The 21,979-nt window shown below is 52.5% G+C and carries 25 protein-coding genes and 1 CRISPR repeat array; of the genes, 6 read left to right on the top strand and 19 right to left on the bottom strand.

Translation table 11 applies throughout. From position 1 onward, the window contains the following. The first annotated feature begins 20 nt into the window (after positions 1-20). The 4 genes from mutS to pphB all read left to right on the top strand — a co-directional run bounded on the left by mutS (position 21) and on the right by pphB (position 4,223). Entirely contained in the window at positions 21-2,582 is a 2,562-nt protein-coding gene (gene mutS, locus BEB54_RS17525) for a DNA mismatch repair protein MutS (protein WP_105276647.1), read from the top strand. Between the two features lie 108 nt (positions 2,583-2,690). Beyond that, complete coding sequence (locus BEB54_RS29380; RefSeq protein WP_236474844.1) at positions 2,691-3,203, top strand: tetratricopeptide repeat protein; 513 nt, start codon at positions 2,691-2,693, stop codon at positions 3,201-3,203. Further along, on the top strand, positions 3,185-3,544 hold the full coding sequence (locus BEB54_RS29795; RefSeq protein ID WP_335124170.1) for a tetratricopeptide repeat protein: 360 nt from the start codon (positions 3,185-3,187) through the stop codon (positions 3,542-3,544). Before BEB54_RS29380 ends, BEB54_RS29795 begins: the two co-directional genes overlap by 19 nt. A 22-nt stretch (positions 3,545-3,566) precedes the next feature. Continuing rightward, positions 3,567-4,223 carry a protein-serine/threonine phosphatase gene (gene pphB / locus BEB54_RS17515; RefSeq protein WP_105276648.1) on the top strand — a complete coding sequence of 219 codons (657 nt, stop codon included), beginning with the start codon at positions 3,567-3,569 and terminating at the stop codon, positions 4,221-4,223. A gap of 41 nt (positions 4,224-4,264) precedes the next feature. On the opposite strand, the gene BEB54_RS17510 is transcribed toward pphB, so the two are convergent. From BEB54_RS17510 to BEB54_RS17500, 3 genes are read right to left on the bottom strand one after another with little or no spacing between them, the layout of a single operon-like run. Next, positions 4,265-4,501 (bottom strand): non-oxidative hydroxyarylic acid decarboxylases subunit D, encoded by a 237-nt coding sequence (locus BEB54_RS17510; protein WP_000562982.1) that lies wholly within the window; start codon positions 4,499-4,501, stop codon positions 4,265-4,267. Between the two features lie 10 nt (positions 4,502-4,511). Further along, positions 4,512-5,939, bottom strand: a complete 1,428-nt coding sequence (locus tag BEB54_RS17505; RefSeq protein WP_105276649.1) for a non-oxidative hydroxyarylic acid decarboxylases subunit C — start codon at positions 5,937-5,939, stop codon at positions 4,512-4,514. Next, on the bottom strand, positions 5,939-6,532 hold the full coding sequence (locus tag BEB54_RS17500; protein WP_000767723.1) for a non-oxidative hydroxyarylic acid decarboxylases subunit B: 594 nt from the start codon (positions 6,530-6,532) through the stop codon (positions 5,939-5,941). Before BEB54_RS17500 ends, BEB54_RS17505 begins: the two co-directional genes overlap by 1 nt. 146 nt (positions 6,533-6,678) lie before the next feature. Here BEB54_RS17500 and BEB54_RS17495 point away from each other — a divergent pair, with 146 nt between their 5' ends. Beyond that, the gene (locus BEB54_RS17495; RefSeq protein WP_001208080.1) at positions 6,679-7,086 is read left to right on the top strand and encodes a MarR family winged helix-turn-helix transcriptional regulator; all 408 of its coding nucleotides are present in this window, start codon (positions 6,679-6,681) and stop codon (positions 7,084-7,086) included. A gap of 120 nt (positions 7,087-7,206) precedes the next feature. On the opposite strand, the gene rpoS is transcribed toward BEB54_RS17495, so the two are convergent. The 12 genes from rpoS to cysD form a co-directional block, all read right to left on the bottom strand. Further along, the gene (rpoS, locus tag BEB54_RS17490) at positions 7,207-8,199 is read right to left on the bottom strand and encodes an RNA polymerase sigma factor RpoS (protein ID WP_000081550.1); all 993 of its coding nucleotides are present in this window, start codon (positions 8,197-8,199) and stop codon (positions 7,207-7,209) included. A gap of 62 nt (positions 8,200-8,261) precedes the next feature. Then, on the bottom strand, positions 8,262-9,356 hold the full coding sequence (gene nlpD, locus BEB54_RS17485) for a murein hydrolase activator NlpD (RefSeq protein WP_311396150.1): 1,095 nt from the start codon (positions 9,354-9,356) through the stop codon (positions 8,262-8,264). Positions 9,357-9,540: 184 nt separating this feature from the next. After that, on the bottom strand, positions 9,541-10,167 hold the full coding sequence (gene pcm / locus BEB54_RS17480; RefSeq protein WP_000254708.1) for a protein-L-isoaspartate O-methyltransferase: 627 nt from the start codon (positions 10,165-10,167) through the stop codon (positions 9,541-9,543). Beyond that, a complete protein-coding gene (surE, locus tag BEB54_RS17475) occupies positions 10,161-10,922 on the bottom strand; it encodes a 5'/3'-nucleotidase SurE (RefSeq protein WP_001295182.1) in 762 nt (253 codons plus the stop codon). The genes pcm and surE overlap by 7 nt, the downstream gene beginning before the upstream one ends. Beyond that, complete coding sequence (gene truD, locus BEB54_RS17470) at positions 10,903-11,952, bottom strand: tRNA pseudouridine(13) synthase TruD (protein ID WP_105276650.1); 1,050 nt, start codon at positions 11,950-11,952, stop codon at positions 10,903-10,905. Before truD ends, surE begins: the two co-directional genes overlap by 20 nt. Then, on the bottom strand, positions 11,949-12,428 hold the full coding sequence (ispF, locus tag BEB54_RS17465; RefSeq protein ID WP_001219246.1) for a 2-C-methyl-D-erythritol 2,4-cyclodiphosphate synthase: 480 nt from the start codon (positions 12,426-12,428) through the stop codon (positions 11,949-11,951). The genes truD and ispF overlap by 4 nt, the downstream gene beginning before the upstream one ends. After that, positions 12,428-13,138, bottom strand: coding sequence for a 2-C-methyl-D-erythritol 4-phosphate cytidylyltransferase (ispD, locus tag BEB54_RS17460; RefSeq protein WP_032303660.1), 711 nt, complete (start codon positions 13,136-13,138; stop codon positions 12,428-12,430). The genes ispF and ispD overlap by 1 nt, the downstream gene beginning before the upstream one ends. 18 nt (positions 13,139-13,156) lie before the next feature. Next, a complete protein-coding gene (ftsB, locus tag BEB54_RS17455; RefSeq protein WP_000517477.1) occupies positions 13,157-13,468 on the bottom strand; it encodes a cell division protein FtsB in 312 nt (103 codons plus the stop codon). 193 nt (positions 13,469-13,661) lie between these two features. Further along, entirely contained in the window at positions 13,662-13,985 is a 324-nt protein-coding gene (locus BEB54_RS17450) for a DUF3561 family protein (protein WP_001246111.1), read from the bottom strand. A gap of 49 nt (positions 13,986-14,034) precedes the next feature. Further along, complete coding sequence (gene cysC, locus BEB54_RS17445; protein ID WP_039021008.1) at positions 14,035-14,640, bottom strand: adenylyl-sulfate kinase; 606 nt, start codon at positions 14,638-14,640, stop codon at positions 14,035-14,037. Next, a complete protein-coding gene (gene cysN / locus BEB54_RS17440) occupies positions 14,640-16,067 on the bottom strand; it encodes a sulfate adenylyltransferase subunit CysN (RefSeq protein WP_105276651.1) in 1,428 nt (475 codons plus the stop codon). The genes cysC and cysN overlap by 1 nt, the downstream gene beginning before the upstream one ends. A gap of 1 nt (position 16,068) precedes the next feature. Beyond that, on the bottom strand, positions 16,069-16,977 hold the full coding sequence (cysD, locus tag BEB54_RS17435; RefSeq protein WP_000372392.1) for a sulfate adenylyltransferase subunit CysD: 909 nt from the start codon (positions 16,975-16,977) through the stop codon (positions 16,069-16,071). A gap of 251 nt (positions 16,978-17,228) precedes the next feature. Between cysD and iap the strand changes: the two genes are divergently transcribed. Continuing rightward, complete coding sequence (gene iap, locus BEB54_RS17430; protein WP_105276652.1) at positions 17,229-18,266, top strand: alkaline phosphatase isozyme conversion aminopeptidase; 1,038 nt, start codon at positions 17,229-17,231, stop codon at positions 18,264-18,266. A gap of 82 nt (positions 18,267-18,348) precedes the next feature. After that, positions 18,349-19,292: direct repeats of the CRISPR family, unit length 29 nt; unit sequence CGGTTTATCCCCGCTGGCGCGGGGAACAC. Positions 19,293-19,388: 96 nt separating this feature from the next. On the opposite strand, the gene cas2e is transcribed toward iap, so the two are convergent. From cas2e to cas5e, 4 genes are read right to left on the bottom strand one after another with little or no spacing between them, the layout of a single operon-like run. Continuing rightward, positions 19,389-19,682 (bottom strand): type I-E CRISPR-associated endoribonuclease Cas2e, encoded by a 294-nt coding sequence (gene cas2e / locus BEB54_RS17425; protein ID WP_105276653.1) that lies wholly within the window; start codon positions 19,680-19,682, stop codon positions 19,389-19,391. Further along, on the bottom strand, positions 19,679-20,602 hold the full coding sequence (cas1e, locus tag BEB54_RS17420) for a type I-E CRISPR-associated endonuclease Cas1e (protein WP_105276654.1): 924 nt from the start codon (positions 20,600-20,602) through the stop codon (positions 19,679-19,681). Before cas1e ends, cas2e begins: the two co-directional genes overlap by 4 nt. Continuing rightward, a complete protein-coding gene (gene cas6e, locus BEB54_RS17415; protein ID WP_105276655.1) occupies positions 20,599-21,249 on the bottom strand; it encodes a type I-E CRISPR-associated protein Cas6/Cse3/CasE in 651 nt (216 codons plus the stop codon). Before cas6e ends, cas1e begins: the two co-directional genes overlap by 4 nt. Continuing rightward, positions 21,231-21,977 carry a type I-E CRISPR-associated protein Cas5/CasD gene (gene cas5e / locus BEB54_RS17410; RefSeq protein WP_105276656.1) on the bottom strand — a complete coding sequence of 249 codons (747 nt, stop codon included), beginning with the start codon at positions 21,975-21,977 and terminating at the stop codon, positions 21,231-21,233. The genes cas6e and cas5e overlap by 19 nt, the downstream gene beginning before the upstream one ends. Between the last annotated feature and the right edge of the window lie 2 nt (positions 21,978-21,979).

The raw sequence follows: 21,979 nt of genomic DNA, 5'->3' as shown, positions 1-21,979 counted from the left end.
AGGGAACCGGACATAACCCCATGAGTGCAATAGAAAATTTTGACGCCCATACGCCAATGATGCAGCAGTATCTCAAGCTGAAAGCCCAGCATCCCGAGATCCTGCTGTTCTACCGGATGGGTGACTTTTACGAACTGTTTTATGACGACGCAAAACGTGCGTCACAACTGCTGGATATTTCACTGACCAAACGCGGCGCTTCAGCGGGAGAGCCGATCCCGATGGCGGGGATTCCCTACCATGCGGTGGAAAACTATCTCGCCAAACTGGTGAATCAGGGCGAGTCCGTTGCTATTTGTGAACAGATTGGCGATCCGGCGACCAGCAAAGGGCCGGTCGAGCGCAAAGTTGTGCGTATCGTTACGCCGGGCACCATCAGCGATGAAGCGCTATTGCAGGAACGTCAGGACAACCTGCTGGCTGCTATCTGGCAGGACAGCAAAGGATTCGGCTATGCGACGCTGGATATCAGTTCTGGTCGTTTTCGCCTGAGTGAACCGGCTGACCGCGAAACGATGGCGGCAGAACTGCAACGCACTAATCCGGCGGAACTGCTGTATGCAGAAGATTTTGCTGAAATGTCGCTGATTGAAGGTCGTCGCGGCTTGCGCCGTCGTCCGCTGTGGGAGTTTGAAATCGACACCGCGCGCCAGCAGTTGAATCTACAATTTGGCACTCGCGATCTGGTCGGTTTTGGCGTCGAGAACGCGCCGCGCGGACTTTGTGCCGCCGGTTGTCTGTTGCAGTATGCGAAAGATACGCAACGTACGACACTGCCGCATATTCGTTCTATCACTATGGAACGTGAGCAGGACAGCATCATTATGGATGCCGCGACGCGTCGTAACCTGGAAATTACCCAGAACCTGGCGGGCGGTGCGGAAAACACGCTGGCTTCCGTGCTCGACTGCACTGTAACGCCGATGGGGAGTCGAATGCTGAAACGCTGGCTGCATATGCCAGTGCGCGATACCCGCGTGTTGCTTGAGCGCCAGCAAACTATTGGCGCATTGCAGGATTTCACCGCTGAGCTGCAGCCGGTACTGCGTCAGGTCGGCGACCTGGAACGTATTCTGGCACGTCTGGCTTTACGGACTGCTCGCCCACGCGATCTGGCCCGTATGCGTCACGCTTTCCAGCAACTGCCAGAACTACGCGCGCAGTTAGAAAGTGTCGATAGTGCACCGGTACAGGCGCTGCGTGAGAAAATGGGCGAGTTTGCCGAGCTGCGCGATCTGCTGGAGCGAGCAATCATCGACACACCGCCGGTGCTGGTACGCGACGGTGGTGTTATCGCATCAGGCTATAACGAAGAGCTGGATGAGTGGCGAGCGCTGGCTGACGGCGCGACAGATTATCTGGAGCGTCTGGAAGTTCGCGAGCGTGAACGTACCGGCCTGGACACGCTGAAAGTCGGCTTTAACGCGGTGCATGGTTATTACATTCAGATCAGCCGTGGACAAAGCCATCTGGCACCCATCAACTATATGCGTCGTCAGACGCTGAAAAACGCCGAACGCTACATTATTCCAGAGCTAAAAGAGTATGAAGACAAAGTACTCACCTCGAAAGGTAAAGCACTGGCACTCGAAAAACAGCTTTATGAAGAGTTGTTCGACCTGCTGTTGCCGCATCTGGAGGCGTTGCAACAGAGCGCGAGCGCACTGGCAGAACTCGACGTACTGGTGAACCTGGCGGAACGGGCCTATACCCTGAACTACACCTGCCCGACCTTCATTGATAAACCGGGCATTCGCATTACCGAAGGTCGCCATCCGGTGGTTGAACAGGTACTGAATGAGCCGTTTATCGCTAACCCGCTGAACCTGTCGCCGCAGCGTCGCATGTTGATCATCACCGGTCCGAACATGGGCGGTAAAAGTACCTATATGCGCCAGACTGCACTGATTGCGCTGATGGCCTATATCGGCAGCTACGTACCGGCGCAAAAAGTCGAGATTGGCCCGATTGACCGTATCTTTACCCGTGTGGGCGCGGCTGACGATCTGGCATCCGGGCGTTCAACCTTTATGGTGGAGATGACCGAAACCGCTAATATTCTGCATAACGCCACGGAGTACAGCCTGGTGTTGATGGATGAGATTGGGCGCGGAACGTCCACTTACGATGGTCTGTCGCTGGCATGGGCGTGCGCTGAAAATCTGGCGAATAAGATTAAAGCGTTGACGTTGTTTGCTACCCACTACTTTGAACTGACTCAACTGCCGGAGAAAATGGAAGGCGTCGCCAACGTGCATCTTGATGCGCTGGAGCACGGCGATACCATTGCCTTTATGCACAGTGTGCAGGATGGCGCGGCGAGCAAAAGCTACGGCCTGGCGGTTGCTGCTCTGGCGGGCGTGCCAAAAGAGGTGATTAAGCGCGCACGGCAAAAACTGCGTGAACTGGAAAGCATTTCGCCGAACGCCGCCGCTACGCAAGTGGATGGTACGCAAATGTCTTTGCTGTCAGTACCGGAAGAAACCTCGCCAGCGGTCGAAGCACTGGAAAATCTCGACCCGGATTCACTGACTCCGCGTCAGGCGCTGGAGTGGATTTACCGCTTGAAGAGTTTGCTGTAATGGCATAATCCCCGATGGCCTTCCCATCGGGGATTATTAATTATTATTGGCTCAATAACAGATGGAGTATAATTAAAATCAGGACTCAACAATTAATTCATGGAATGTATGAAAAAGTTAATTTTATTTACTCTACTAATTTTGCATTTTCCTCTTACAGGTTATTGTGCCAAAGAACCCTCGCTTGATGATCTTATCCAGGCTGAACAACGTTATTCTAAAAACAAACAGGAAAACCTGAAAAATATCATCGCAAGGGCACAAGGCGGCGATAAATCTGCGCAAAAAGGATTGGGAATTGTTTACCAGGAAGGGGTAACGGGGGTTAAAAACCGCGATAAAGCATTTTACTGGTTTAATCTGGCAGCCAGTCAGGGAGATGACATTGCGCAATTTTATGTCGGGCTTTTATATCATCAGGGAGATGAAGACACACCGCCGGATTACCAGAATGCCATTCACTGGTATGAGAAATCAGCCAGACAGGGGAATCTTCAGGCACAGATAAACTGTGCCAATATCTATCAGTTTGGTCCAGAGAAGTTCCATGATATCGATAAAGCAAATCCTGGCTCGTTAAAGCGGCGCAAAAGGGAAACCCCATTGCACATGCTAATTTAGGGCTCCTCGCAGCCGAGGAAAAGAATTATCTCCAGGCTGCGACATATCTTAAGTTTGCCGCAGAAAAAGGCGACAAAATTGGTCAGTATAATTATGGTACGCTCTTTTTAACGGGCGATGGTGTACCCGCTGATATTAAACAGGCTAAATACTGGTTTGAAAAAGCTGCCGCACAAGATTTACCTCATGCCCAAATATCCTTAGGCCGCATTTACGCCTGGGGCATTGATGAGAACGGTGTGGGTAAAGACAAAGCGCTATACTGGTTACATAAAGCAGAAGCAGCTGGCGCAATCACTGATGTCGAGATTAACACCATTCTGTTTCAGAAGCCGGAATAATTCTTTTTACGGAGCGCGATCAATGCCAGATATTCGTTATCGTAAAATTGAAACCGCTCATTATCGCCATATCTGGGTGGTAGGTGATATTCATGGTGACTATCAATTATTACAATCCCGCTTACATCAACTCTCTTTTTGCCCTGAAACCGACTTACTTATTTCTGTCGGCGATAATATTGATCGTGGGCCGGAGAGTCTTAACGTGCTGCGCCTGCTAAACCAGCCCTGGTTTACATCGGTTAAAGGCAACCATGAAGCGATGGCATTGGATGCGTTCGCGACCGGCGATGGCAATATGTGGCTTGCCAGCGGTGGCGACTGGTTCTTTGAGTTAAGTGATACGGAACAAAAAGAAGCAATAGACCTGTTGCTACGTTTTCATAATCTTCCGCATATTGTTGAAATCACTAACGACATAATAAAATATGTCATCGCGCATGCAGATTATCCGGGGAATGAATATCTCTTTGGCAAAGAAATAGCGGAGAGAGAATTGCTCTGGCCTGTTGATCGCGTACTGAAATCGCTCAAAGGCGAGTTACAGGAAATAAACGGCGCCGACTGCTTTATCTTCGGTCATATGATGTTTGATAACATCCAGACGTTCGCAAACCAGGTATATATTGATACCGGATCGCCGGAAAGCGGGCGGCTGTCGTTTTATAAAATCAAATAACGTGGCCGGGTAAAGCAAAGCCTCTACCCGGCCCTTTTTTATTAGCGCTTACCTTCCGCCAGCAGCGGCGGGATGCTCGGCACCATCGGAGCGTCATCAATATCTTTCTGCGTCATGCGGAACGCTTCGGGATAATGTTCGCGGCTGGTGCGGCGCAGCGGTTCGGTATCGCGCCAGGTATAGAGGCAATGCTGGCACTGGTAGACCGTCCAGACATCTTTTACCGGCGATTTCGCCATCACTTCAATCTGTTCATCGGCACAACGTGGACAAATCATCTTGTTCTCCTTATTTACGTGCGGCCAGCATAGCGGTCAGTTTTTCAGCCCAGGCTTTGGTTTCCGGTAAGTCCACCACCGGCTGGCTGTAGTGACCACGGTTGTCCGGGGCGACAGGCGTGGTGGCGTCGATAATCAGCTTGTCGGTGATCCCCGCCGGGCTTGAGCCAGGGTCGAGTTCCAGTACTGACATATTCGGCAACTGCACCAGATCCCCTGCCGGGTTCACTTTCGACGAGAGCGCCCACATCACCTGCGGCAGGTTGAACGGGTCAACGTCTTCATCGACCATAATCACCATCTTCACATAACCCAGACCGTGCGGCGTGGTCATCGCACGCAGGCCCACTGCGCGGGCAAAGCCGCCATAGCGTTTTTTGGTGGAGATAATCGCCAGCAGGCCGTGGGTGTACATAGCGTTCACCGCCTGCACTTCCGGGAACTCGGCTTTCAACTGCTGGTAAAGCGGCACGCAGGTGGCAGGCCCCATCAGGTAGTCAATTTCGGTCCACGGCATGCCGAGATAGAGCGATTCAAAAATCGGTTTGGTGCGGTAAGAGACTTTATCGATGCGCACTACGGTCATGTTGCGCCCGCCGGAGTAGTGGCCGGTAAATTCACCGAACGGCCCTTCAATCTCGCGTTTACGGCTTTCGATCACCCCTTCGAGGATCACTTCCGAGCCCCACGGCACATCAAAACCGGTCAGCGGGGCGGTGGCGATCGGGTACGGGCTTTCGCGTAGCGCGCCCGCCATTTCGTACTCCGATTGTTCATATTTCAGCGGGGTGGCGCCCATCAGGGTGATGATCGGATCGTTACCCAGCGTGATGGCAATTGGCAAATCTTCACCACGTTCTTCCGCTTTATGCAGATGCAGGGCGATATCGTGCATCGGCACCGGTTGCAGGCCGAGCTTACGCTTACCCTTCACTTCCATACGGTAGATGCCGACGTTCTGCTTGCCGAAGTTATCCGGATCAAGCGGATCGCGGGAAACCACGCACGCTTTGTCGAGATAGAAACCGCCATCGCCATCGTTTAAACGAAACAGTGGCAGAATATCGAACAGGTTGATCTCGTCGCCATCGACGGTGTTCTGCGCCCAGGCAGGATTGGCGCGGCGTTCCGGGGCTATCGGGAAGTTATCCCAGCGGCGGATAAACTCATCAATCTGTTTTTTAACCGGGGTGTTTGGCGGCAGACCGAGAGAAATTGCGTGGTTCTGCCAGGAACCGATGGTGTTCATTGCAACGCGGGCATCGATAAAGCCGCGAATATTATCAAACCACAGCGCGGGCGCGCCGTCGCCGATACGCCCGGTGGCGTTGGGAGCGGCTGCCAGATCCGGTTCCGCGTTCACCTCTTCGCTGATTTTCAGTAACTGGCCGTGGTCATCAAGCGCCTGTAAGAAGCTGCGTAAATCATCAAATGCCATTATTCATTCTCCTGAGAAAAATTCCGGGCCTGCGGCAACCCTTGCCAGCGCCTGGCGTGAGGATGTTCGAGGCCAAATTGATCCAGCACGCGGGCTACCACGTGGTGGACAATGTCATCTACCGTTTCGGGATGGTTATAAAAGGCAGGCATCGGCGGCACCATCGCCACGCCCATGCGCGAAAGTGCGAGCATATTTTCGAGATGGATGGTGCTAAGCGGCATTTCACGCGGCACCAGCACCAGTTTGCGGCCTTCTTTGAGCACGACGTCCGCCGCGCGCCCTACGAGACCATCGGCGTAACCAGCGCGGATACCGGCGAGCGTTTTCATACTGCATGGAATAACGATCATGCCGTCGGTACGAAAGGAGCCGGAAGAGATGGTCGCAGCCTGATCCGCCGGGTTATGGCTGAAGTCAGCGAGGGCGGCAACATCGCGAGCGCTGTAAGGCGTTTCCAGTTCAATAGTGGTTTTCGCCCACTTCGACATCACCAGATGAGTCTCGACATTCGGCATCTCCCGCAGCGCTTGCAGTAATGCCACACCAAGAGGCGCACCGGTAGCCCCTGTCATCCCGACGATCAGTTTCATTGCTTACTCTCTTAATTGTTCGTATACGAACGTTATTATTAGCATACTCCTTCATTTCCACAGCGGCAAGGATTGAAAAGTAACAACATCTTCTTCGTCACTGAAAAACCGCTATGATAGCGACAGAGAATTAGCCCGGAGTTTACATGGCGTTACGAAATAAAGCGTTCCATCAGTTACGACAGCTTTTTCAGCAGCATACGGCCCGCTGGCAGCACGAGTTACCTGACCTGACCAAACCACAGTACGCGGTGATGCGCGCCATTGCTGATAAACCTGGTATCGAACAGGTGGCACTGATGGAAGCAGCCGTCAGCACCAAAGCAACGCTGGCAGAAATGTTGGCAAGAATGGAAAATCGTGGCTTAGTCAGACGTGAACATGACACCGCTGATAAGCGGCGACGCTTTGTCTGGCTGACTGCCGAAGGAGAAAAGGTACTTGCTGCGGCGATACCGATTGGCGACAGTGTGGATGAGGAATTTTTGGGGCGTTTGAGTGGAGAAGAGCAGGAGCTGTTTATGCAGCTGGTGCGCAAGATGATGAGCAAATAGGATGTTGATTGCCGGATGGGACGCTGACGTGTCTTATCCAGGCGACGAAACACACCAACTCCCCATACAAAAGAAAAAGGCCAGCCTCATAAGAGACTGGCCTTTCTGACAGATGCTTACTTATTCGCGGAACAGTGCTTCGATATTCAGCCCCTGCGTTTGCAGGATTTCGCGCAAACGGCGCAGGCCTTCAACCTGAATCTGGCGAACACGTTCACGGGTGAGGCCAATTTCACGACCGACATCTTCCAGTGTTGCCGCTTCGTACCCCAGCAAACCGAATCGACGTGCCAGTACTTCACGCTGTTTGGCGTTCAGTTCGAACAGCCATTTGACGATGCTTTGTTTCATATCGTCATCTTGCGTGGTATCTTCCGGGCCGTTTTCTTTTTCATCGGCCAGGATGTCCAGCAACGCTTTTTCGGAATCTCCACCCAGCGGGGTGTCTACCGAGGTAATGCGCTCGTTAAGACGAAGCATACGGCTGACGTCATCAACTGGCTTATCCAGCTGCTCTGCGATCTCTTCCGCACTTGGTTCGTGGTCCAGCTTATGGGACAACTCACGTGCGGTTCGCAGGTAAACGTTCAGCTCCTTTACGATGTGAATCGGCAAACGAATAGTACGGGTTTGGTTCATAATCGCCCGTTCGATCGTCTGGCGAATCCACCAGGTTGCGTATGTTGAGAAGCGGAAACCACGTTCCGGGTCAAACTTCTCTACCGCGCGGATCAGCCCCAGGTTGCCCTCTTCGATAAGATCCAGCAAAGCCAGACCACGATTGCCATAACGGCGGGCAATTTTTACCACCAGACGCAAGTTACTCTCGATCATCCGGCGGCGGGAGGCAACATCTCCTCGCAGTGCGCGACGCGCAAAATAAACTTCTTCTTCGGCCGTTAACAGTGGTGAATAACCAATCTCACCAAGGTAAAGCTGAGTCGCGTCCAACACACGCTGTGTGGCCCCTTGCGATAACAGTTCCTCTTCGGCCAAATCGTTATCACTGGGTTCCTCTTCTACTAAGGCCTTTTCGTCAAAAACCTCAACTCCGTTCTCATCAAATTCCGCATCTTCATTTAAATCATGAACTTTCAGCGTATTCTGACTCATAAGGTGGCTCCTACCCGTGATCCCTTGACGGAACATTCAAGCAAAAGCCTGGTTCCGCCGATTTATCGCTGCGGCAAATAGCGCAGCGGGTTTACGGATTTCCCCTTGTAACGAATTTCAAAATGCAAGCGTGTTGAACTGGTTCCGGTGCTACCCATAGTCGCTATTTTTTGCCCCGCCTTCACTTCTTGTTGTTCCCGGACCAGCATTGTGTCGTTATGGGCGTAGGCACTCAGGTAATCATCATTATGTTTGATGATAATCAGATTACCGTAGCCGCGCAGCGCGTTACCGGCATAAACAACGCGGCCATCTGCGGTCGCGATAATTGCCTGTCCTTTGCTGCCTGCGATATCAATCCCCTTGTTGCCCCCCTCAGAAGCACCAAAGGTTTCGATCACTTTGCCCTCAGTCGGCCAGCGCCAGGTGGAGATAGGCGCACTGGTTGATGTACTGCTGACAGTCGGCTCGGTTGTGCTTGCTGTTGGTACCGTTACAGGCGCTGTGACCGTGGTCCCAGTTGGCTTGTTGTTCGGCAACATTTTGTTAGCACTCTGTTCACCCGAAGACTCAGAATACGTAATTGTCGGTTGCGACGCAACAGCAACGGTGGAATTTTGTGCAGGCTTGATCACAACTCCTTGCTCTGCTGCATCGGCCTGGGTAATGGCATTTCCACCAGTGATTGGCGTACCGGAAGCATTACCCACCTGTAAGGTCTGACCTACATTCAGCGCGTATGGTGCCTGAATATTGTTGCGCTGAGCAAGGTCACGGAAATCATTGCCAGTAATCCAGGCGATATAGAAAAGCGTGTCGCCTTTTTTCACGGTGTATGTACTGCCGCTATAACTGCCTTTCGGAATGTTCCCATACTGACGGTTGTAGACGATTCGTCCGTTTTCCATCTGTACCGGCTGCTGAGCTACTGGCTGCACAGGCTGGATTTGCGGTTGTTGTGCAGATTGAATTTGTGGCTGCTGTACCGGCTGAATTTGCGGTTGCTGCGCTGTAGACGTCGTCCCCATTTTCGGCGGCGGCGTAATCAACATACCAGAATTGGTATTTGCAGGCGCATTGCCATTAACGGAGCTGACCGGTGCCGGTGGATTTGAAGTGTCAGAACAGCCTGCCAGCCATAGCGAAACCAGTGACAAAGCCGCAATGCGGCGAACGGTGAATTTTGGGCTTCCCGCGCTCATTTATCCCCCAAGAAAAATTGGTTAATAACCAGTGACATAATTACCGTGCAAGGCACCATACTGAACACTGGAAAAGATGTTCACGATACGCTGACCTGCGGCAAAATAACCAGGAAAAATCCAGGTATTTCCTCACGTTTTAAGCCAGCTCACCCTTCACTAAAGGGACAAAGCGCACGGCCTCCACGGTATCGATAATAAATTCGCCTCCCCGACGACGCACCCGTTTCAAATACTGGTGCTCCTCCCCTACGGGTAAGACGAGAATCCCGCCTTCGTCCAGCTGCGTCATTAGCGCAGTTGGAATTTCCGGCGGTGCCGCCGTAACAATGATAGCGTCAAACGGCGCACGTGCCTGCCAACCTTGCCATCCATCGCCATGACGGGTTGAAACATTATGTAAATCAAGGTTTTTCAGGCGGCGACGCGCCTGCCACTGCAAGCCTTTAATACGTTCAACCGAGCAAACATGCTGAACAAGATGCGCCAGAATTGCCGTTTGATATCCCGAACCGGTGCCAATTTCCAGCACCCGCGACTGCGGCGTCAGCTCGAGTAATTCGGTCATTCGCGCCACCATATACGGCTGCGAAATTGTCTGCCCCTGACCTATCGGCAAGGCGATATTGTCCCAGGCCTTTTGTTCAAACGCTTCATCAACGAATTTTTCACGTGGCACGGCGGCAAGTGCATTCAGCACCTGCTCATCCTGAATACCTTGCGCACGTAATTGATCCAGAAGTGCTTGTACGCGTCTGCTTACCATTGCGTGCCAACTCCCACGCTGTTTAACCAGTCTGAAACCACATCTTGCGCGCTATGCGCAGTTAAATCCACATGCAGCGGCGTGATAGAGACATAGCCCTCATCTACCGCAGCAAAATCGGTCCCCGGACCGGCATCGCACTTACCACCCGGCGGGCCAATCCAGTACAGCGTATTGCCGCGCGGATCTTGCTGCGGGATCACCTGATCTGCCGGATGTCGGGTACCGCAGCGCGTCACGCGAATACCTTTGATTTGATCCAACGGTAAATCCGGTACGTTAATATTGAGAATACGCCCGGTGCGCAACGGCTCTTTACACAGAGCTCGCAAAATGGAACAGGTTACCGCCGCGGCAGTGTCGTAATGTTTATGCCCGTCAAGCGAGACAGCAAGCGCCGGAAAGCCTAAATGACGGCCCTCCATCGCGGCGGCTACCGTACCGGAATAGATAACATCATCCCCCAGATTCGGCCCGGCGTTAATCCCCGACACAACAATGTCCGGGCGCGGACGCATCAGAGCATTCACGCCAAGATAGACGCAATCGGTCGGGGTTCCCATTTGCACAGCAATATCACCATTTTCAAAGGTAAACGTGCGCAAGGAGGATTCCAGTGTCAGAGAATTTGAAGCGCCGCTGCGGTTACGATCGGGGGCGACCACCTGAACGTCAGCAAACTCACGCAAGGCTTTCGCCAGCGTTTGTATACCGGGTGCATGTACCCCGTCATCATTACTCAGCAATATGCGCATAATCACCTGTTGTGTTGATAAGTTCCCTGACAACGCTGGTCGCAAAACTGCCTGCCGGAAGCCAGAAACGGATTTCTACGGTGACGTCATCCCACCAGTTCCAGCTTAATTGTTGCGGATACAGCAGCATCGCTCTGCGCGCGGCTTCAACTTTTTCGCGCACCAGTAAGGCTTGCAATTCAGTTTCTTCGGCGACAGCTGCTTGTTCGAATGCCAGCGCTTCACGCTGAGTTCCCCATTCGCCACTGCCCGGCAATGCAGCAGTAATCATCAGCTCTTTATCGTTGACGCGACGCTGTAATTCCGCCAGTTCTTCATGGGAGGCAACAAACCAGCTGCCACGTCCGGCTAATTGTAGCGCATCGCCGTCAACAACTTGATTAACGTCTGCTTTTTTGAGGCGCTCAGCAACAATCTGATTAAACAACGCACTGCGGGCTGCCGACAACCAAAAACTCCGTTTATTGCGATCACGCACCGGAGTATTGGTTTGCGCCCAGCGCAGCGCACCCTGCAAGTTGCTGCCGCTAATACCAAAACGCTGGGCACCAAAGTAGTTCGGTACACCTTTTACGCAAATATCGATCAGACGTTGTTCAACGTCATCACGATTGCTCACTTCGCGGAGTACCAGGGTAAAAGCGTTACCTTTCAGCGCCCCTAAACGCAGCTTACGCTTGTGCCGCGCATACTCCAGCACCTGACAACCTTCCAGTTGAAAAGCACTGAGATCGGGCATCTCTTTGCCTGGCACGCGAGCGCATAACCACTGTTCCGTAACAGCATGTTTGTCTTTTTGCCCAGCGAAGCTGACTTCACGGGCATGAATTTTCAGGAATTTCGCCAGTGCATCCGCCACAAAACGGGTATTACAGCCGTTTTTGAGGATTCTAACCAGAATATGCTCACCTTCACCATCAGGCTCAAAGCCCAAATCTTCCACCACCACAAAGTCTTCCGGATTAGCTTTCAGCAGCCCGGTACCTTGCGGTTTACCGTGGAGGTAAGTGAGATTATCAAACTCAATCATTTTGTTGCCTTAATGAGTAGCGCCACCGCTTCACAGGCAATCCCTTCCCCACGCCCGGTAAATCCTAATTTTTCCGTAGTAGTGGCTTTCACGTTAACATCATCCATATGGCAGCCGAGATCTTCGGCAATAAACACGCGCATTTGTGGAATATGCGGCAACATCTTCGGTGCCTGAGCGATGATAGTGACATCGACGTTACCGAGGGTATACCCCTTCGCCTGAATACGACGCCAGGCTTCGCGCAGCAATTCGCGGCTGTCGGCCCCTTTAAATGATGGATCGGTATCCGGGAACAGCTTGCCGATATCCCCCAACGCCGCTGCACCAAGCAATGCATCGGTCAGTGCATGTAACGCCACGTCGCCATCAGAATGCGCCAGCAACCCTTTTTCGTAAGGAATGCGTACGCCACCAATGATAATTGGGCCTTCACCGCCAAAGGCGTGTACGTCAAAACCGTGTCCAATTCGCATTATGTATTCTCCTGATGGATGGTTCGGGTGAGGTAAAACTCGGCCAGTGCCAAATCTTCCGGACGCGTGACTTTAATGTTATCCGCGCGGCCTTCGACCAACTGCGGATGGAATCCGCAATATTCCAGCGCCGAGGCTTCGTCGGTAATAGTCGCACCTTCATTTAAAGCGCGCGTCAGACAGTCATGTAACAGCTCACGAGGGAAAAATTGCGGCGTCAGCGCGTGCCATAAGCCGTTGCGATCAACGGTATGAGCAATGGCATTTTTGCCAGGTTCGGCACGTTTCATGGTATCGCGCACCGGTGCGGCGAGGATCCCCCCTGTGCGACTGGTTTCGCTCAACGCCAACAATCGCGCAAGGTCATCCTGATGCAGACAAGGACGAGCGGCGTCATGCACCAGCACCCACTGCGCGCCGTCAGCGGCTTTCAGACCTGCCAGCACGGAATCGGCACGCTCATTACCGCCATCTACAACGGTGATTTGCGGATGATTCGCCAGAGGAAGTTGTGCAAAGCGGCTATCGCCAGGACTTATGGCAATGACGACACGAGTCACCCGGGGATGCGCCAGCAGCGCATGCACCGAGTGTTCAAGAATGGTTTGATTACCGATTGAGAGATATTGCTTAGGACATTCCGTTTGCATTCGACGGCCAAATCCGGCCGCCGGAACCACGGCGCAAACATCCAAATGAGTGGTTGCCATGTTAATTCCCGGGCTGATTTATCGAGTGTTTTGCCCCGCAGACTGTGCGCGTTTCGACGCGTCAGGCACCAGACGATAAAAAGTTTCGCCCGGCCTGGTCATGCTGAGTTCATTACGCGCACGCTCTTCGAGCGCCTCCTGGCCGCCATTGAGATCGTCAATTTCGGCAAAAAGTTGATCGTTTCGCGCTTTAAGTTTCGCGTTTGTAGCTTGCTGTGCCGCCACATCATCATTGACGCGGGTATAGTCATGTATACCGTTCTTACCGAACCACAGCGAATACTGTAGCCAGACCAGAATAGCCAGCAACAGCAGCGTTAGTTTACCCATCCTGCCCCCTGAAAAACGGCATCATCATCCCATGCATCCGAAGACGACTCTACATCCTCTGTTGGGGATACCGCGACAACGCGGGCAAATGTACCACATTTGTCCATTGTTACGTATACCCAGGGCGTGCAGAACATAATCTCATTATTCGTTACGGTTTGAATTATGAACAGAGGAGACGGGAAAGTACAAATTAGCCCAGTAGCCACATAAACAGTGCGCCAAACATAATGCCGACTGTCACCAGGGTGAAAACAATACTGTAGCGTAGCTTTCCGTCCATCAATGAATGCAGTGCAATCCCCACCACCACCGCGACAGGCATCAGTGCCAGAAAGAAAGGCCAGGTGTAGATAAAGAAGAACAGCGTGTTAGAGCCATAAATCAACATCGGCATCGCCAGCGCAAATAACCAGGAGACAAAACCGACCACAGCACCTGGCAGTGACCATGTGGTTTCTTCATCCTCAGTAAGGCTGTCGTTATTTGTTAGTGTAATGTTATGGCTATTACGCATATTTGATCCTGTAACTTTGACGGACCGGGCATGGAAACCCGGTGGTGTCTCAGGATCTGATAATATCGTTCTGTCTCAACAGATCTAATAATTGCTGTACCAAATTTGTTACTAATTGTTCACCATTGAGATGAATTTCTGCCGATTCAGGTGCTTCGTAAACGGAATCTATTCCCGTAAAGTTACGCAGTTCACCGGCACGTGCTTTCTTATATAAGCCTTTTGGATCGCGGGCCTCGCAAATCGCCAGCGGCGTATCGACAAACACTTCGATAAAACGCCCTTCTCCTACGCGTTCGCGAACCATCTGGCGTTCGGCGCGGTGTGGCGAGATAAAAGCGGTCAGCACCACCAGTCCAGCTTCAACCATTAAATTCGCCACTTCACCGACGCGACGGATATTCTCTTTACGATCGGCATCGCTAAAACCGAGATCGCTGCATAAGCCGTGGCGGACGTTGTCGCCATCAAGCAAATACGTACTGACACCAAGGTTATGTAACGCCTCCTCCAGCGCCCCGGCGACCGTGGATTTACCGGACCCGGATAGGCCGGTAAACCACAACACAACACCACGATGACCGTGGTGTTGCTCGCGTTGTTGCACTGTGACCGGATGGCTATGCCAGACGACGTTTTCGTCATGCAGCGCCATTATTTATCTCCCCGTAAATCGCGAGCGCCCCAGTGCGGGAAATGACGACGGACCAGGGCATTCAATTCCAGTTCGAATGCACTGAATTCAGATGCCGCAGCAGTAGCCTGGCTAACTGGCTCGTGCACCATACCGGCACCCACGGTCACATTGCTCAGGCGATCGATAAAAATCAGACCACCAGTAACCGGGTTTTGCTGATAACGATCTAACACCAGCGGCTCGTCAAAAGTGAGATCCACCAAACCAATGCCGTTTAGCGGCAGATTTTCAACTTCGCGTTGAGTAAGGTTATTAATATCAACCTGATAGCGAATGCCATCAACACGAGCACGCGTCTTCTTACCGGCAATTTTGATGTCGTAACTCTGGCCCGGGGAAAGCGGCTGTTCCGCCATCCATACCACATCCACCGACGCACTCTGCACAGCCGGTAACACTTCGTCTGCCGCCAGCAGCAGATCGCCACGGCTAATGTCGATCTCATCCGTCAGCACCAGGGTGATCGCTTCTCCGGCAAAGGCTTCTTCGCGATCGCCATCAAAAGTCACGATCCGCGCGACGTTTGATTCCACACCAGAGGGCAGCACTTTGACACGTTGCCCGACTTCCACGCGACCGGATGCCAGCGTTCCGGCGTAGCCACGAAAATCAAGATTCGGGCGGTTAACGTACTGCACCGGAAAGCGCATTGGCTGGGCATCCACCACTCGCTGTATCTCCACGGTTTCCAGTACTTCGAGTAGTGTCGGACCGCTGTACCACGGCATGCTTTCACTTTGCGCAGCCACGTTGTCGCCTTCCAGCGCGGAGAGCGGCACAAAGCGAATATCCAGATTACCCGGCAACTGCTCGGCAAAAGTCAGATAATCTTCACGAATACGGGTGAACGTCTCTTCACTGTAATCCACCAGATCCATTTTGTTGATCGCCACGACCAGATGTTTGATCCCCAACAGTGTGGAGATAAAACTGTGACGACGGGTTTGATCGAGCACGCCTTTACGGGCATCGATCAGTAAGATCGCCAGTTCACATGTCGATGCGCCAGTCGCCATATTGCGGGTGTACTGCTCGTGCCCTGGGGTGTCGGCGATAATAAATTTACGCTTCTCGGTAGAGAAATAGCGGTAGGCCACATCAATAGTGATGCCCTGTTCGCGCTCAGCTTGCAGGCCGTCCACCAGCAGTGCCAGATCCAGCTTTTCGCCCTGGGTGCCGTGACGCTTACTGTCGTTATGCAGCGATGAGAGCTGATCTTCGTAGATTTGGCGGGTATCGTGTAGCAGGCGACCAATCAGGGTACTTTTGCCGTCATCGACGCTACCACAGGTCAGAAAACGCAACAGGCTTTTATGTTGTTGCGCAATCATCCAGGCTTCGACGCCGCCTTCATTGGCGATTTGTTGTGCAAGTGCGGTGTTCATCTTAAAAATACCCCTGACGTTTTTTCAGCTCCATAGACCCCGCCTGGTCGCGGTCAATTACGCGGCCCTGACGTTCACTGGTGGTGGAAACCAGCATCTCTTCAATGATCTCCGGCAGTGTTTGCGCATTTGACTCCACCGCGCCGGTCAGCGGCCAGCAGCCCAGCGTACGGAAACGCACCATCCGTTTTTTAATCACTTCGCCTGGTTGCAGGTCGATACGGTTGTCATCAATCATCATCAACATACCGTCGCGTTCCAGAACCGGACGTTCCGCAGCAAGATACAGCGGAACAATGTCGATATTTTCCAGCCAGATGTATTGCCAGATATCCTGCTCGGTCCAGTTAGAGAGCGGGAAGACGCGGATGCTTTCGCCTTTGTTAATTTGCCCGTTGTAGTTGTGCCACAGCTCCGGGCGCTGATTTTTCGGGTCCCAGCGATGGAAGCGGTCACGGAAAGAGTAGATTCGCTCCTTAGCGCGGGATTTCTCTTCGTCACGACGTGCGCCACCGAAGGCGGCATCAAAACCGTACTTGTTCAACGCCTGCTTCAAACCTTCGGTTTTCATAATATCGGTATGTTTTGCGCTGCCGTGTACGAATGGATTAATCCCCATCGCCACGCCTTCCGGGTTTTTATGCACCAGCAACTCGCAGCCATAGGCTTTAGCCGTACGATCGCGAAACTCATACATCTCGCGGAATTTCCAGCCAGTATCAACATGCAGCAGAGGGAAAGGCAGCGTACCCGGATAAAACGCCTTGCGCGCCAGATGCAGCATGACGCTGGAATCTTTACCGATAGAGTAGAGCATCACCGGATTTGAGAATTCTGCCGCCACCTCGCGAATAATGTGGATGCTTTCCGCCTCCAGTTGCCGCAGGTGAGTAAGTCGTTTTTGATCCATAACCGTTCCTTTGCAATACCGCTATTTTCTTGCCATCAGATGTTTCGACTATAGGGAGCGTAAGAGAACGAATGAAATTACCAATTAGAATGAGTAGTTCCTTAACGGAATAACGATTTGGCAAAGCTAATATCAAAAAGTGCTTAAGGCACCGGATTTCGGGCGTTTAGGAAGATTTGAAATTGTTTTAGCGCAGCGGCAGTTTCATACTATGGCGGTAAAAAAATTTGCATGGTATTTAAGGACTCACTATGTTTTCCGCATTGCGCCACCGTACCGCTGCCCTGGCGCTCGGCGTATGCTTTATTCTCCCCGTACACGCCTCGTCACCTAAACCTGGTGATTTTGCTAATACACAGGCACGACATATTGCTACTTTCTTTCCGGGACGCATGACCGGAACTCCTGCAGAAATGTTATCTGCCGATTATATTCGCCAACAGTTTCAACAGATGGGTTATCGCAGTGATATTCGGACATTTAATAGCCGATATATTTACACCGCCCGCGATAACCGCAAAAACTGGCACAACGTGACGGGAAGTACGGTGATTGCCGCTCATGAAGGCAAAGCGCCGCAGCAGATCATTATTATGGCGCATCTTGATACGTACGCTCCACTGAGCGATGCCGACGCCGATGCCAATCTCGGCGGGCTGACATTACAAGGAATGGATGATAACGCCGCAGGTTTAGGTGTCATGCTGGAACTGGCTGAACGTCTGAAAAATACGCCTACCGAGTATGGTATTCGTTTTGTGGCAACCAGTGGAGAAGAAGAAGGGAAATTAGGCGCTGAGAATTTACTCAAGCGCATGAGCGATACTGAAAAGAAAAATACGCTGCTGGTGATTAATCTCGATAACTTAATTGTTGGCGATAAATTGTATTTTAATAGTGGTGTAAATACACCAGAGGCTGTCAGGAAATTAACCCGTGATCGAGCGCTGGCAATTGCGCATAATCATGGGATTGCAGCGACAACAAATCCAGGTTTGAATAAAAACTATCCGAAAGGCACTGGGTGTTGTAACGATGCAGAAGTTTTCGACAAAGCCGGTATTGCGGTACTTTCGGTGGAGGCGACCAACTGGAATCTTGGAAATAAGGATGGTTATCAGCAACGCGCAAAAACACCGGCCTTCCCGGCGGGAAATAGCTGGCATGATGTAAGGCTTGATAATCAACAGCATATTGATAAGGCGCTTCCTGGAAGAATAGAACGTCGCTGCCGTGACGTTATGCGGATAATGCTACCGCTGGTGAAGGAGCTGGTGAAGGCGTCATGAGGCGTTTGAAAATGGGAGCTGGGAGTTCCCCCGCTGACGCGGGGGAGCTCAGTTATGGGTAACAGTACCCCAGAACCGAGAGCGGTTTATCCCCGCTGGCGCGGGGAACACTTCTGCAATGTGGAAAGCACCTATTGGTTTTGCGGTTTATCCCCGCTGGCGCGGGGAACACATTACAGCTACATCCACGATACTTACCGAACTCGGTTTATCCCCGCTGGCGCGGGGAACACATTGCGCGGCATGTTGCCAGTTATTAATCCGGCGGTTTATCCCCGCTGGCGCGGGGAACACAGGAAAAAAATCATTAATATCGCCAGTTTGTCCGGTTTATCCCCGCTGGCGCGGGGAACACTGTTGCTAACTGGCGCGAAGAGCGCGCGCGGGCGGTTTATCCCCGCTGGCGCGGGGAACACCGGGGTAAAAAAATTAGCGACCCGCGCGATATCGGTTTATCCCCGCTGGCGCGGGGAACACGTTTCATTCAGGTCTTTAATAACCCAATAGCCCGGTTTATCCCCGCTGGCGCGGGGAACACGAGGTGGCAATACGCGTAGATCATTTGGTCGTCGGTTTATCCCCGCTGGCGCGGGGAACACGAGTCTGCGAGCGACGTCAGGCGCATGATCGACGGTTTATCCCCGCTGGCGCGGGGAACACACTCACTCAGTATATTTTTTGTGGTACTCGATCGGTTTATCCCCGCTGGCGCGGGGAACACCAGTTGTCTGACGTGTCGCAAGCCTGGCGGCACGGTTTATCCCCGCTGGCGCGGGGAACACCGTTCAGGTTTGCCGTAATGGTGGCGCGCCGCCGGTTTATCCCCGCTGGCGCGGGGAACACTAATCCGGCTGAATCGCTACTATGTGAATTGTCGGTTTATCCCCGCTGGCGCGGGGAACACCGCAGGTGAGGAAAACGCAATAACCATTGTTTCGGTTTATCCCCGCTGGCGCGGGGAACACATGTTTGGTACCTCAGGGATCACCGCCGCTGACGGTTTATCCCCGCTGGCGCGGGGAACACACTAAGCATACGTATCTGTTTTTAAACAATTTTATTCCACATCAACAATCTACCAACTAAATTCAAACATTTCCTTATTTTTAAAGAACGGGTAACTTATTGATTCTCAACAGGAAGAAACGAAACCAACCGTAACCCATCCAAATCCACCGGAATACGTCTGTTTTCACCCCAGGTCTGAAATTCAAAACCCGACTCGGTATTGGTCGTCCAGGCCATGACCACATTTCCGCAACCTGCCAGTTGGGAGATTTGCTGCCAGATCATCTCCCGAATACGTTTTGATGTATCACCAACATAAACACCGGCACGTACTTCCAGGAGCCAGATTGCAAGCCGTCCACGTAAGCGCGGAGGGACATTTTCTGTAACAACCACGACCATGCTCATCCGCTGCGCCCCCGGTGACCACTATCACCTAGCAATTCAGGTTCCGGGATAGCTGGCGGTAACATATCCGGCGCGGGTTGTGGTGGTTCAATTTCACCGGCGGCAAGGACTTCCTCAATTAACGGGATTAATTTGCCCGTTAACTTAGTGCTACGGAAAATATCGCGACAGGCCAACCTGACTTCTTTATCTGGTTCTGCGGGTTGCCTCGCCGCTATTTCAAATGCCTTTGGCACAACCGTATCAAATTTAATGATATCGGCTATGTCATAAACAAATGAAAGCGGTTTGCCACCATGGATAAAACCAATAGCGGGCGCATATCCCGCGGCTAATACCGCCGCTTCAGATATACCGTACAGGCATGATGTGGCAGCACTGATGCAGCGATTCACAACATCGCCTTTTTCCCAGTCTTTAGGATCGTAGTTGCGACCATTCCATTTCACACCATATTGCTTCGCCAGTAATGCATAGGTCTGGCGTACTCGGGCTCCCTCAATTCCCCGTAGCTGCTCCACTGAACGGCGAGCTGGCGGTGGTTCACGAAAACGTAATTCATACATTTTGCGCACCACCTTCAACCGTAGATCTTCCGTTAAAGCCAGCTTTGCCTGGTAGAGTAATTTATCTGCCCGCGCCCCTCCGGGTTGTCCGGAGGAGTAAACGCGAACGCCCGCTTCACCAACCCAGACCAGCAGTGTCCCCACCGTGGCGGCCAGATGCACCGCCGCGTGGGAAACTCTCGTTCCTGGTTCGAGCATTATGCAAGCGACCGATCCCACCGGAATATGCGTGCGGATCCCTGTTTTGTCGATCAGCACGAAAGCGCCGTCCAGTACGTCGATCTGACCGTACTGGAGGAAGATCATGGAGGTGCGATCTTTTAACGGGATCGGACTCAGTGGTACAAACGTCACGCCTCTGCTCCGGGTTTGATTAACATCAGACCACAGCCGAACGCCCGGCTTTTGCCATACCCCAGGCAGAGACGTTGCAGAAATAACCCTGGCTCGGTGACCGTCAGCATCCCCGTATAATCCACGCTACTGAACTGGATCAGTTGCCGGGCATTTTCCCGCCGCAGTTGCTGTTGTCGGTAGGCATCGACCGAGGTATCCAGCAGTGTAAAACCACTTCTCTCTCCCTGCGCAGCCAGCCAGCCCAGCGCCGCCTGTTGTTGATGCAACCAGACATCACTTCCTTCCGCCTGCCCCCTCACCTGCCGTTTCGCCTCCATCAGCAGATCGTGGCGCTTACCCGCTTTACAGACTGTTGGATTCGCTCGCAGGTTGAAAAAAAGGGATTGTCCGGTACGCAGCTCCGGCGCAAGTGACCGGCATTCGATGGTGAACGTTTCACTTTCCGCCGGGCGTTCCTGCGACAGGACAAAAAAGCGAAACGCGCCCTGGAGTTCTTCCCGACGATAAAGAAATTGCCTTTCTTTGCCGCCAGGGAAAAGATCCCACAGCCACTGATGCATCACATATTCACCGCGATCCACCAGATGCAGCAACTGCGCTGGGGAAAGCTGGCCGGTATGTAAGGTTATTCTTGAGAGGTACATGGTTCCTCCTTGCTGAGCCACGGCCCCTGATTGACAGTGCGTTCCCCAAACAGCCACTGCTGACGATTTAAAGGAACATCCCGGCGGCGTAATATTTTGCTCGCGACCAGGCCGTCGTGTTCCCCTTCCCACCAGCATTCATCCTGAAGTTTCGGGAGTGAGACTTTCAGTTTGCGGAAATGATCCTGATACTGTTGGTATACGTTACGTAAGGTATCCGACGCGTTGCCTTCGAGTAGTAACGGCGCAAGGGGTAATGCCAGCGGATGGCTTTTTCGCCCCAGATAAAGCGGAAAAACCGGATGGCGTAAACCTTCCTGCAACTGTTCGAGGCTGTAAGGCGCATCAGCTGTTGTTGCCACGGCCACCATCCACCAGGCATCGGTGTAGTAGTCGCGCCGGGAGATAATCGCGCTTAGAAGATCAGGGGCGCTCAACTCTTCGCGACGGCTGAAATAACGCGCTTTACGCACCTCTTTTGGCATCTGGACCGTGTGATAATCCCGTGCCCAGCGCGGGTTACGGCTGGCGCAAACCACCAGTGAATAGTGGCGATTAAACGCGTTTAAGCATTCGGTGTCATCACGCCGTATCCCTACCCCGGCAGCCAGCAGCCCCAGCAATGCTGAACGCGAAGGCAGTTCATGGGTATGACGCACCTCACCGGGTGCATCAACGCCCCAGGATGCCATTGGCCCATGAAGCTGAAAAATCAGATATTGGCTCATAA

The sequence above is a fragment of the Escherichia sp. MOD1-EC6021 genome (assembly GCF_002965245.1).
Classification (GTDB): Bacteria; Pseudomonadota; Gammaproteobacteria; order Enterobacterales; family Enterobacteriaceae; genus Escherichia; species Escherichia coli_F.
The sequence above is the reverse complement of the archived record's forward strand: the minus strand, read 5'-3'. Positions and strand labels throughout refer to the sequence as shown.